Here is a 12,730-nt window from a genome sequence, read left to right as displayed (position 1 = left end):
TGAACCAAAGACGTTCGGTACGCTCAGAGACTGACTTCAGTCATTTTGGGGAGGAGCCGGGGGCCGACCGACAAGGCCCATCCTGGTCAGAGGCGAGGCCGTGATCTGCCTCAGCGCCAGAACCAGCCCCAGGGTCAGCGACAGAAGGGAGGCCATCAGTATGACGGCCGAGCAATGAACCCCGTAGGCCGCCCACCGAGCGCCGATCTCCAGACCAGGGCTGACCTGCCAAATGACATAGCAGGCATAGAGAATCCCCAGGAACCCTGCCACCAGCATCAAGGTGGCGACAATCTGGATCGAAGCCGAGGACATCCTGGTTCCAGGAACGTCCATCCCGGTGCCACGAGTGACGGCCAGAGCAATGAGGCAGAGACCGACCGAAATAAGCACGCCCATGACCACGTCTGAGGGGCGGTGCCAGCCTCCCTGCACCAACGAGCAGCCCACAGACAGGTCAAAGGCGAACCCCACCAAGGCGACCGGAGCCCTCCAAACACGCGGCACCACACAGAGCAGAGCCAGCACCACCGCCAAAGCCAGGATGGTGTGCCCTGAGGGGGCCGAATTGGCTGTGGAAGCCTGAGAATGGATCAGCACCGGGCGAGGCAGGAAGCGCTTGAGAATGCGCGCCGCCCCATAGACCACCAGAGCATAAACGGCAACCTGGCCGAGCAGCCACCACCGGCGCCTGACCAGAACAACCACCAGGGCTGCAAGGCCCAGCACCACGCAGATCACCACAGTCACATAGGGCATGGCGAACAGTCCCAGATAAGCCTTGACAAGGGGCGCCTGATCAAGGAAACCGCGGAAGTTGGTCAGGGCCATGTCGTCATAGGTCTGCCCGGGAACAGTCCACACAGCTGCCCACCAGACCAGAGCCGCCAGACCCAGGCAGGCCAGGCCGGCGACCAGGCACAGAACCAGGGCCGAAATCCGGGGGCGAGACGTCAAAGGATCCCGGTCAACATGGCTGCCGTCCGCTTCGGTCTGCTCATTCGGATCCCTGTACCAGGTTTCCTGGGCCTCGCCCTGCTTGTGCTTGTTGGTCATACCTCAAGACTCTAACCAACCCCTGGGTCGACAGCCGACACCCCGTCCGACGGACGCGTTCCCTTCACGACTTCAGCCAGCCCGGGCAGGACAACTATGAAAAAACTCCCACGCACCCGCCAGAGGCCACTTACCCTTGCTGCATTCCTGCCCTGGGGGGATTGGGTGACATAACGCCACGTGAGAGCAAGTCACCATGATAGCAGACAGGCTCCACTTGTCCATCGGAAAGCGCCGACCCCTTCATTCAGGTGCGCATTCAGTCGACATCGCCACCTGCCGCTTCCCTGACCAGACCAGTCCGCTAGCATGTAAACAGCAGGATCGCCGTACTCCAAGCGGCTGATCACGGATTATGCCGGGTCCTGACAATAGGCAGCCCCGGCATGGTAGCGACAAGGGATGGATGGCTGAAGACGAATGGCTGACATGGATGCTGATTTGGTGATTGTAGGCGCTGGCTTGTTTGGCCTGACCGTGGCCCAGCAGGCGGTCGAGCACAGCGGGGCCCGGGTGCGGATCATCGACGTGCGCGACCACATCGGCGGCAACGCATACTCCTACATGGATAAGGAGACCGGGGCCGAAATCCACAAGTACGGCGCGCACCTCTTCCACACCTCCAACCGCAAGGTCTGGGAGTACGTCAATCGCTTCACCGAGTTCACCGACTACACCCACCGGGTCTACACCACCCACAAGGGCGAGGTCTATCCTCTGCCCATCAACCTGGGCACCATCAACCAGTTCTTCCACGCCCACTACACCCCCCAGCAGGCCCGCGAACTGATCCGGGAGCAGGCTGGCGAACTTGCCGGGACCGACCCGGGCAACCTGAACGACCAGGGGATCAGCCTGATCGGCCGCCCCCTCTATGAGGCCTTCATCAAGAACTACACGGCCAAGCAGTGGCAGACCGACCCCTCCCAGCTGCCCGCCTCCATCATCAAGCGGCTGCCGGTGCGATTCAACTACGACAACCATTACTTCAAGGACACCTGGGAGGGCCTGCCCAAGGACGGTTACACGGCCTGGTTCGAAAGGATGATCGACGACCCACACATCCAGGTGAGCCTGAAAACCGACTTCTTCGACGACTCACAGCCCTGGAACAGGGATGCTCTGGTGGGGCAGGTCCCCGTGGTCTACACGGGCCCGGTCGACCGCTACTTCGACTACCGCCTGGGCGAACTCAAGTGGCGGACCGTGGACTTCAAGGAGCTCCGCTATGACGAGGACGACCATTTCGGCTGCCCGGTCATGAACTTCTCCGATCCCGACGTACCCTACACCCGCGCCATCGAGTTCAAGAACTTCAACCCCGAGCGCTACGACCGGCAAAACCATGAGCGCACCGTGGTCTGGGAGGAATACAGCCGATTCGCCGGCAAGGGCGACGAACCCTACTACCCCATCAACACGGGCGACGACCGCGCCCTCTACACCCAGTACAAGCAGCTGGCAGCCCAGCAGCCGAAGGTGGTCTTCGGCGGCCGCTTGGGTACCTACGCCTACTATGACATGCACCAGGTCATCAATTCAGCTCTGGATGCCTGGGACAAGCGGATCGCTCCCCTGGTAGGCCGCACCAAGGACTGAAACCCTGATCGCACTCCTGACGATCTTCTCAAGGCAATTCCTGACGGGAGCCTGAGACTGAAGAGTCCAGCGCCAGGTTGAGCCAGCAAATCCGAAGCCACTGTTCCGTTCAGAATACAAGGAGGCCGGCCGCCCATGAAAAGCGGTCGGCCTCTTTCCAGACCAAGCATCTGCCACTCATGCCTTCGGGACAACCTTGGAAGAGGCGCCCCAGACATCAATCAGGCGGAATCCGCAGGCTCAGGCGTGCCAGACGTCCTTGCCGTTCTCCTTGGCGGCCTTGACATCGGCATCCAGGGCGATCTCGTCGCCCTCGACCTTGCCGGCGATGTAATCCTCGACCAGCTGGCGGGCCTCGTTGTCCTCATGCTGAACAGCCGGGGACTTCATGAAGTAGGAGCTGGGCGCCAGCACCGGGCCTGCCAGATGGCGGTCCAGGGCGATCTTGGCGGCACGCAGGGCATCGATGACGATGCCGGCCGAGTTGGGCGAATCCCAGACCTCCAGCTTGTACTCCAGATTCAGCGGGACATCACCGAAGGTGGTGCCCTCCAGACGCACGAAAGCCAGCTTGCGATCATCCAGCCAGGCCACATAGTCGGAGGGACCGATGTGGACGTTGTGGGGATCCATATCGTGGGGAACGATGGAGGTGACCGCACGGGTCTTGGAAACCTTCTTGGACTCCAGGCGGGAGCGCTGCAGCATGTTCATGAAGTCCATGTTGCCGCCCACGTTCAGCTGGTAGGTGCGATCCAGACGCACGCCGCGGTCCTCAAAGAGGCGGGCCATGACGCGGTGCGTGATGGTGGCGCCCACCTGGCTCTTGATGTCGTCGCCCACGATAGGCAGGCCGGCATCGCGGAACTTCTGGGCCCACTCGGGGTCGGAGGCGATGAAGACGGGCAGGCAGTTGACGAAGGCGCACCCGGCCTCGATGGCGGCGGTGGCGTAGGCCTTGTCGGCCTGCTCAGAGCCGACGGGCAGGTAGGAGACCAGCACGTCAACCTTCTTGTCACGCAGAACCTGGGCCACGTCCACGGGCTCGGCGTCCGACTCGGTGATCATCTTGCTGTAGTACTCGCCCAGTCCATCGCCGGTCGGCCCGCGCAGGACCTCCACGCCCTTATTGGGAACGTCGCAGAACTTGTAGGTGTTGTTCTGCGAGGCGAAAACGGCCTCGCTCAGGTCCTTGCCGACCTTGAGGGAATCCACGTCGAAGGCTGTCACGAACTCCACGTCACGAATGCGGTAGCCCCCGAAGTTGGCGTGCATGATGCCGGGGATCTTGTCATCATCCTTGGCGTCCTTGTAATATTCGACTCCCTGTACCAGCGAGGAAGCGCAGTTGCCCACGCCCGCTATAGCTACACGGATGCTCATACAAACTCCTCTGATTTACTGAGTTATTTCCAACCTAAGCATACCTTCTCCCGGTGGATCGCATGGTGGAATAGAGCCCCATATGCGTGCCAGCTGGCAGGACAGACCTCCAGGGAGGGCACAAACGTACGAAAATGATGAACGTTCAGCCCTAGGTCGAACAGTTTTCAGCCCTGCCGGATAGCGTGGTTGGCATGGCCAATCAGACTCGTTCAGTCAGTTCGACCTCGCCCACCCGCAGGGCCCAGTCCGGGTCGCGCGGGGGCGGCAATCGCACCGACATCCCCACATCGCGGCATGCCGACCGGAACCCCCGGGGTAACGGGCCCCGCCGGGGACGACGTCGCAAGTCACATCGTGTGCTTAAGTGGATCCTGGCCCTGTTGGGACTGGTGCTGGTCGCCGGGGCGGCGGCCTTCGCCTACCTGTATCTGACCACCGAGATCATCCCGCCGGAGAAGCAGGCCCTGGCGCAAAAGACCACGGTCTACTATGCGGACGGCACCACCCCCATCGGAACCTACGCCGACCAGAACAGGCAGATCATCGACTGCACGGTCCTTCCCAAGTACGTGGGCAATGCGGTCGTCGCCTCGGAGAACCGCTCCTTCTATAAGGACAACGGCATCGACCTCAAGGGCATCGGCCGGGCCCTGCTCAACAACGTGACCAAGGGCACCCGACAGGGCGGATCCACCATCACCCAGCAGTACGCCGAGCGCTACTATCTGGGCGAGACCACCTCCTACAAGGGCAAGCTGCGCGAGGCCATCCTCTCCCTGAAGATCTCCAGGACCGAGAATAAGGACACGGTCCTGTGCAACTATATGAACACCATCTACTTCGGCCGCGGCGCCTACGGGATCCAGGCCGCCGCCCAGAATTACTTCGGCAAGGACGCCAAGGACCTGACCATGCCAGAGTCGGCCATGCTGGCCGGCATCATCCCCGCCCCGGCCTCCTGGGATCCGGCGATCAACCCCAAGCAGGCCGAATCGCGCTTCCACCGGGTGCTGGGCATCATGGAAGAGGACCACTACATCAGCCACAAAGACCGGGTCGGCGCCCAGATGCCGCAGACTATCAAGTACTCGCCAGAGAACGTCTACCAGGGGCCCAACGGCTACCTGCTGCGCATGGTCCGCAACGAGCTGTCCTCCGGCAAAAAGGCCCCCTTCACGGCAGACGACCTGGACACGGGCGGCTACCGGATCATCACCACCATTCAGAAAGACAAACAGGATCTGATGTTCCAGGTGGCCAGTCCAACCACCGGCAACAAGCACCAGCCGCCCACCCTGCAGACCGGAGGGCTCTCGGTCGACCCCAAGACCGGCGCCATCATCTCCTTGTACGCGGGGGACGACTATCTGACCCACCAGCTCAACAATGTGGACCAGGCCACCTTCCAAGTGGGTTCGACCATGAAGGCCTACACCCTGTTGGGAGCCATCCAGGATGGGGTCAGCCTCAACACGGTCTTCAATGGCAACTCTCCACGCACCTTCTCCAGCGTGGGCAAGTCCGTCGCTAATGCCGGGCAGGTCAGCTACGGGTACATCAACCTCTACTCGGCCTTCGCCAACTCGGTCAACACGGTCTTCATGGATCTGGGCGAGCACGTGACCTCCCAGAAGACGGCCCAACTGGCACATACGGCCGGCATCACCGGCAAGATCGACGACACGACCACCTTCGACACCCTGGGTCTGGATGCTCTTTCGGTCTATGACGTGACCCAGGGCTACGCCACTCTGGCCAACGGGGGCAAGCGACCCCTGCTGCATCTGGTGGCCCAGGTCAAGGACGCCAAGGATCAGGAGCTCTACACCGCGGCCATCCAGTCGGACCAGGTCTTCAATGCCGACCAGGTGGCCCTGCTGCAGAAAGCCATGACCACCACGGTTCAGTACGGCACCGCCTCCTACGCACGTTCCCTGGGCCGGCCCATCGCCGGCAAGACAGGTACAGCCAACGATCAGACAGCCATCTCCTTCATCGGATTCACCCCCTCGCTTCTGACCACGTTCGCCGTCTGGAACCAAGGTCAGGATGGCAGTGCCCTCAAGGTGCCTGATGTCTATCAGAACGAGTTCTATCCGGTCCAGCTGTTCACCCAGTACATGAAGTCGGCCCTGGGCAACAGCCCGGTGGAGCGCTTCCCTGCGGCCGAGGACCATGGCAAGATCGGCGGACCGGACGGCAGCTGGGGAACCGGGTATAAGCCGAGCTACTCCTATACGCCCAGGCGCAACTACAACTATGAATACGTGCCTCAGCAGCGCAACCAGCAGCAGACAGTCCCGCAGGAAGAGTCAGGAGCCGGCAGCGGCTCGGGCTCAGGCAATGGAGGCGGGGCCGAAGGCGGCAGCGGCGGGACCACCGAGGGCAACTCCGGGTCAGAGTCATCCCAACAGTAAGGCTGTCCGGACAGACCGGTCCGATCCGGACGAATCAGCTGCGCTCGGATCGGACCGTAAGGCTGGTCTAGCTGGTCTGGGGTTGCTTTTCTCCCCTATGACCGCTAGCCGCGCTGGAAGCGGTTGAGGGCCGAGATGATGGCCTTGAGGGAGCTGGTGGAGATGGACGAATCGATGCCCACGCCCCAGATCACCCGGGACCTGGCCGGTTCGCCCACCCGGCATTCCACGTAGGAGGCGGCCAGAGCATCCGTGCCTGCGGTCATAGCGTGCTCGGCGTAATCCAGAACCGAAACGGTCTGATCCAGGGACTTGAGTGCATCCAGGAAGGCCGCAATAGGACCGTTCCCATGCCCCTGAACACGACGGCGCTCCTCAGGATCGCCCGGGGCAAGTCCCCGGTCCAGCAGGGTGGCATCCAGGACGGTGTCGGAGCCGTCCTCGCCGGAGGTGACTGCCACATTCAGGAGCTTGAAGCGTCCCCACTGCTGCAGGGTCTCGTCGCGCTGATCGGCCATGGACTCGCCGCCGACCACGCTTCCGCCGGCCTCCACGGGCAGGTACTCGTCCTTGAAGAGCCGCCAGATGTCGGCATCCTTGACCTCGCGCTTGGTCCTGTCGGCATAGCTCTGGACCAGTCGTTCGAACTCCACCTGAAGGCGCTTGGGCAGATCCAGATGGTGGTTGGCCTTGAGCAGGTAGGCCATGCCACCCTTGCCCGATTGGGAGTTGACCCGGATGATGGCCTCGTAGTTGCCGCCCACATCCTTGGGATCGATGGGCAGGTAGGGCACCAGCCAGAGGAAGTCGTCGGGGTTGGCGTTGGCACGCAGAGCCGCCTGCTGCCTGGCATCCAGACCCTTCTTGATGGCGTCCTGGTGGGAGCCGGAGAAGGCTGTGAAGACGAAGTTGCCCACATAGGGGTGACGCTCGGAGACGGCGATCTGATTGCAGTACTCCACCGTCCGACGGATGCCGGGCATGTCGGAGAAGTCCAGCTGGGGGTCGATCCCCTGGACCAGCAGGTTCAGCCCCACCGTGCAAATGTCGACGTTGCCGGTGCGTTCGCCATTGCCCAGCAGGCAACCCTCGACCCGGTCGGCCCCGGCCAGCAGGCTGAGCTCGGTGGCGGCTACGGCCATGCCCTCATCATTGTGAGGATGCAGGGAGAGCACCACCGCATCCCGGTCCTTGAGGTTGGTGGATATGTACTCCACCTCGTCAGCGAAGACGTTGGGGGTGGTCATCTCCACGGTGTTGGGCAGGTTGATGATCATGGGGTGCTCCGGCGTAGGCCGGATCACGTCGATGACCGCGTTGCAGACCTCCAGGGAGTACTCAGGCTCGGCACCGGAGAAGGACTCGGGCGAGTACTCGTAGTAGAGATCGGTGCCCTTGGCATCGGCCTCCAGGGAGCGGCAAAGCTCGGCTGCGTCGGTGGCCAGCTTCTTGATCCCGGCCTTGTCCTTGTGGAAGACGACCTCCCGCTGCAGGACCGAGACCGAGTTGTAGAAGTGGACCACCGCCCGCTTGGCCCCACGCAGGGCCTCGTAGGTACGGCGGATCAGGTGCTCGCGGGCCTGGGTCAGGACCACGATGGTCACGTCGTCAGGGATCAGCTCGCGCTCTATCAGGAGGCGGATGAAGTCGTAATCGGTTTCGGAGGCCGAGGGGAAGCCCACCTCGATCTCCTTGAAGCCCATGGAGATCAGCAGATTCCAGAATCTCAGCTTGCGCTCGGAATCCATGGGATCGACCAAGGCCTGGTTGCCGTCGCGAAGATCCACCGAGCACCAGCGAGGCGCCCGCTTCAGGGTCTTGCCCGGCCAGGTGCGCTGCGGATAGTCAAAGGGGACCTGCTTGTTGTAGGCCACATACTTGGTGTAGGGCATGGCGCTGGGCTTCTGCGGCGAACCCACAAACCTGGGGGGAGGCAGCAGCAGGTCGTTGTTCCCTCCATTGGACGCCGCGGCCTGGGCCGCAAGATCAAACACGGATGCACGATCCTGATCCATCTCTCCTCCTTCTTTCGTTCGTCGGAAACCACAATGTCGCCCGGCCATGGGTTCGGTATGCCGAAGCCGCACCGGGGGTGCCATTATCTTACCGGAGAAGAGCCAGGACATGCGGTCCGAGTCCGCATTACGACGCAGTGGGAGGCGAGCGCATAGAACCTGGCATAATCCGCTGGGTTGCCAAGGATGCCAACACCACACGATGCAAGCGCTGACAGAGTGCTCACTTCATAAGATTCAGTGGAAGGAATTCACTGAAAAAGGGAGACGCCGCGACGGCCCTCGCAGTAGGCGTTGCCCAGCCAGGTGTGACGCGAGTTGGGCCAGACCGAACCCAGGCGGGGGGCGTTCTGGCTCATCCAGATGCTGGGCACACGCCCATCGGCGCTGTGGGAACCCAGCAGGTTGAAGCCGTTCTTGACCGCCAGCCAATCGGGATGCTGGGTGGCGATGGCCAGCCCCTCCTCCAAGGTCAGAGGAAGGCGGTCGTCGGAGTCGATCAGCTTGCGGGCCACATCGGGTTCGCGGTTGGTGTAGCAGGTGCCGGTATGCGGTTCCAGAACGATGTAAAAGGGCCCCTCGGGCGGCTCGAACCCGTTCTGAGGCAGGAAGCTGGCGATGTCGCGCGGCGGCATGGTGGTGAAGCCAGCCATGCGGTTGATGCTGGTCCGGGCGATCAGCGACTCGGGCGAGACCAGCTCTCTGGTGGGGATGAGCAGGATCTGCTCGCCCAGCTCAGTGGACTCCAGCGCGGAAATCAGGGGTTGGGCCAAGGCTCTGAAGGCGGCGGCGCTGATGTCCGCCACATCCGGATAGCCCAGGGCCACAATCCGATCCAGTTGCCGCTGCACTTCTTGGGAAGATCTGGTCATGGCCTCCAGTCTAATTCGAATCTGCCGCGGCAAGCACCTGCACTGTCCATACCCACCTGCCGGGGCGGGACATCGCATTGAGATTCAGTGCTGGCCGTACACGTGCTGGTAGCGGTCGTTCAGACTGGCCACATCCTCGTCGGACAGTGGCACAGGCGTACCGATTTGCTCAGCAGCCCACACCGTACGCGCCACCTCCTCCGTCATCGCCGCCGCCTTAACCGCAGCCTCAGCATCAGCGCCGACCGTGAAGGGGCCGTGATTACGCATCAGCACTGCAGGGCAGCCCGGGTGCTCCGCTAGGGTCTCGACGACCCCGCGGCCTATCTGGTCCGAACCGATCAAGGCAAAGGGACCCACCGGCACCGGACCGCCGAACTCGTCACCCATCATCGTCAGTACGCATGGAATCGACCGGCCCACTGCAGCAAAGGCCGTCGCAAAGGTCGAATGCGTATGCACCACGCCGAACACTTCGGGCATGTGCCGGTAGATGTAAGCGTGCGAAAACACATCCGAGGATGGGGCGGCGGATCCGTCCACCACATGCCCCTCCAGATCCGTGACCACCATTGATTCCGGCGTCAACTGCTCATAGCGCACCCCGGACGGCTTGATCACCAGCAAGTCGGCTGAATGCAGACGCTGTGAGACATTCCCCGCCGTCCATACCACCAGCCCCCACTTGATCAACTGCGCATGCAGGGCAGCAACATGCTCACGGACCAGACCTACCTCGACACGCACCTCGTCAGGAAAATCAGCCAAGGACGTCATAAGAACCACCACCATTTCCAATATGGGGCCGGATCTTCCTGCGAAAAGCCGGCCCGGTTTGCTTACCTGCGCGTGCAGACCTTGCTGCGCATCCTCACAGGCTTTCCAGATCCTTGCCCTTGGTCTCCTGGGCAAAGAGGTATACGACGGCGCCGATGACCAGGCAGACGCCGAAGAAGGTGAACGCCGTGGTGACAACGCCGATGTTGATGTGCTGGGAGACATAGTCGCCGCCCACCAGGAGCCCCATGAATATAGGGCCTACGATCTTGGCTGTGGCGCCGATGCCGTATCCCAGCCCCAGTCCGGTGGAGCGGACATCGTTGGGGAACTGCTCGCCGCCGAAAGCGTTGAGAATGCCGAAGACACCGTCGGCGAAGGTCATGATGACCAGGACGGCGATGTAGAACTGCCAGCCGGAATTGTGGAAGAAGGCTGCGTAGAAGCATCCCAGCGCCCCGATGATGCCGAAGGAGAACATGGTCCAGCGCCGGCCGATGATGTCAGCCAGCCAGGCAGAGCCGAATCTGCCTATGCAGTCGGCCACGGAGACGCCCATGAACAGGTAGGCCACCATCTGCGTTGAAAAGCCGAAGGCATCCTTCATCAGCGTCTGACCCCAGGATTGGATGGCGAAGGAACCAAGAATGAAGCAGAAGGAGCCGACCGAAATGATGATCAGCGGCTTTAAATGCTTGGACAAGAGCAGGCGATAACTGGCCTTCTGCTCCTGCTCGACCTTGGGCAGGGCACCGACCTGGTCCACGGGAAGCTCAAGAGCCCATGCCAAGGCCTTGCGGGCATCATTGTCACGTCCCACGCTCTGATAGAAACGGGGGGACTCGGGCACGGTAGCCAACCAGAACAGCAGAAGGACGGGGATAACGCCCAAGGCCACCAGCACGCGCCAATTGTCGCCGATCAGGCTCTGCGAGACGGATCCCAGGAGCGGACCCATAGGAATGAAGACCGAGGCCAGGCCGGAAAGCATGCCGCGCTGTCTGGCCGGCACGAACTCCTGGACGTAGGGGACAGAGATGATGTTAAGGCCGCCTACGCCGATGCCCACGCCGATGCGCAGGATGGCCAGCAGGATCCAGGCACCGTCAGGCAGGAAGACCGACAGGGCCGTGAAGACCACGAAGCAGAGAACACACCACTGGAAGGCATGCTTGCGGCCGAAGCGATCGGCCAAACGTCCCCAGAGGATGGATCCGATGACTGTGCCCAGCCCGGAGCAGGCAAGGATGATTCCAGCGGAGACTCCGGTCAGGTGCCAGGCCGAAGTCAGAAGGGAGACCACGAAACCGATCAGGAACATATCGAAGAATTCGGATATGTTGCCGGCTATGGCCAGGCCGATGACGCTTTTCTGATGTCCGGTCAGGGGACGAGCGTCTATCTGCTCGTAAGCGGTCAGCACTTCCCCGGCCTGTGTGACACGTGTATCACTCATAATGGGTTGCTTTTCTTTCTCGGATGATCATGATGACGGCGGCTCGACCACGGTATGGGTCTGACCGAAGGATCCAGGCCGCCTTCTCCGTCCTTGGAGAATGCTGCAGCAAACCTGGATCATGAAGGAACGGTCAACGGTTGATATCCCCGCCCAGCGGAATATCCAGTTCCTGGGCGCGGATACGGGTCAGATCGCCCATATGCGTCAGGGCGTACTCGGCGGCCCGCTGTCCCCACCTGACACCGCACTCCACATCATTGGAGAGGAAGCCATGGAGGGTGGCGGCTACGAAGGAATCCCCGGCACCGGGACGGTCCACCACCGGAACCGGGGTGGTGACGTACTTCTTGATTCCCTTGGAGGTCCTCAGGTAAGGACCATCCAGGTGATTGGTGGAAACGATGTACTCATTGCCGAAGCGTTGGTAGAGCTGTTCGCAGACCTCCTCGCCGGTCCCCTCGATTCCGAAGACGCTTTTGGCGTCCTTGATGGAGCAGAAGAGAATGCGGGCCTTATGAGCGATGGGCTCCAGAACCTTTCTGGCCTGGTCGCCGGTCCAGAGCTTGCTGCGGAAGTTCACGTCAAGGGCGATGTCGATGCCGCGCTTCTCCGCCTGCTCGGCCGCATAGGTCACCACCTGGGCCGTGGTATCGGTCAGGGCCGCCGTGATCCCGGTCAGGAAGAGCAGGCGGGTGTCCAGCATCCGGTCCCAGTCGTAATCCTCGATCCCCGTCGACCTGAAGGGGGTGTACTCGCGGTCGTAGATGACGTTGGCCGGCATGGGGGGTTCGCCCGGCTCCATGAAGTAGAGGGCGATCCGGCTGGCCGGCTTGCGGACCATGGTGCTCAGATCAACGCCCACAGACCTGTACTCGCTCAGGATGTATTCGCCCAAGTCCCCCTCCGGCAGTGAGGAGGTCCACAGGGTCCTGCGCTGAAGCTGAGCCAGGACTCCGGCTACGTTGGCCTCGGAACAGGCGGGATTCATCAGGACCGACCGGGCGTTCATCAGCCGCTCTCCCCTCCTGACCGTGAGCCTGATCTGCCCCTCTCCTATGGTCGAAAGGTCATATGCATGTTCTGCCATCATTCGCTCCTTGTCTACACGGTCGTTTTCCAGCATGGACCACGACGTCCGTTTCAGTCCGT

9 protein-coding genes and 1 other RNA gene are annotated in these 12,730 nt (G+C 61.9%); 2 read left to right on the top strand and 8 right to left on the bottom strand.

Translation table 11 applies throughout. The features are described 5' to 3' along the window. Nucleotides 1–36 precede the first annotated feature (36 nt). Both ACUIAH_RS07050 and ffs read right to left on the bottom strand, forming a co-directional pair. Nucleotides 37–1,056: a phosphatase PAP2 family protein gene (locus ACUIAH_RS07050; protein WP_445340809.1), complete on the bottom strand. Its 1,020-nt coding sequence runs from the start codon at nucleotides 1,054–1,056 to the stop codon at nucleotides 37–39. 99 nt (nucleotides 1,057–1,155) lie between these two features. Then, an RNA gene (gene ffs / locus ACUIAH_RS07045) (signal recognition particle sRNA small type) lies at nucleotides 1,156–1,246 on the bottom strand. A gap of 230 nt (nucleotides 1,247–1,476) precedes the next feature. Here ffs and glf point away from each other — a divergent pair. Next, on the top strand, nucleotides 1,477–2,655 hold the full coding sequence (gene glf / locus ACUIAH_RS07040; RefSeq protein ID WP_445340808.1) for a UDP-galactopyranose mutase: 1,179 nt from the start codon (nucleotides 1,477–1,479) through the stop codon (nucleotides 2,653–2,655). Nucleotides 2,656–2,895: 240 nt separating this feature from the next. Here glf and ACUIAH_RS07035 read toward each other — a convergent pair whose 3' ends face one another. After that, nucleotides 2,896–4,038: an inositol-3-phosphate synthase gene (locus tag ACUIAH_RS07035; protein ID WP_445340807.1), complete on the bottom strand. Its 1,143-nt coding sequence runs from the start codon at nucleotides 4,036–4,038 to the stop codon at nucleotides 2,896–2,898. A 194-nt stretch (nucleotides 4,039–4,232) separates the two neighbouring features. On the opposite strand from ACUIAH_RS07035, the gene ACUIAH_RS07030 reads away from it, so the two are divergent. Continuing rightward, nucleotides 4,233–6,458: a transglycosylase domain-containing protein gene (locus ACUIAH_RS07030; protein WP_445340806.1), complete on the top strand. Its 2,226-nt coding sequence runs from the start codon at nucleotides 4,233–4,235 to the stop codon at nucleotides 6,456–6,458. Nucleotides 6,459–6,562: 104 nt separating this feature from the next. On the opposite strand, the gene leuA is transcribed toward ACUIAH_RS07030, so the two are convergent. The 5 genes from leuA to ACUIAH_RS07005 form a co-directional block, all read right to left on the bottom strand. Continuing rightward, on the bottom strand, nucleotides 6,563–8,473 hold the full coding sequence (leuA, locus tag ACUIAH_RS07025) for a 2-isopropylmalate synthase (protein ID WP_445340805.1): 1,911 nt from the start codon (nucleotides 8,471–8,473) through the stop codon (nucleotides 6,563–6,565). Between the two features lie 251 nt (nucleotides 8,474–8,724). Beyond that, entirely contained in the window at nucleotides 8,725–9,345 is a 621-nt protein-coding gene (locus ACUIAH_RS07020; RefSeq protein ID WP_024626962.1) for a DUF5701 family protein, read from the bottom strand. Nucleotides 9,346–9,429: 84 nt separating this feature from the next. Continuing rightward, nucleotides 9,430–10,122, bottom strand: coding sequence for an L-ribulose-5-phosphate 4-epimerase (locus tag ACUIAH_RS07015; RefSeq protein ID WP_101433020.1), 693 nt, complete (start codon nucleotides 10,120–10,122; stop codon nucleotides 9,430–9,432). Nucleotides 10,123–10,216: 94 nt separating this feature from the next. Further along, the gene (locus ACUIAH_RS07010) at nucleotides 10,217–11,578 is read right to left on the bottom strand and encodes an MFS transporter (RefSeq protein ID WP_445340804.1); all 1,362 of its coding nucleotides are present in this window, start codon (nucleotides 11,576–11,578) and stop codon (nucleotides 10,217–10,219) included. A 133-nt stretch (nucleotides 11,579–11,711) separates the two neighbouring features. After that, entirely contained in the window at nucleotides 11,712–12,668 is a 957-nt protein-coding gene (locus ACUIAH_RS07005; protein ID WP_445340803.1) for a sugar kinase, read from the bottom strand. Nucleotides 12,669–12,730 lie beyond the last annotated feature (62 nt).

This window comes from Bifidobacterium sp. ESL0820 (genome assembly GCF_052606235.1).
This window is presented reverse-complemented; position numbering and strand designations above follow the sequence as displayed.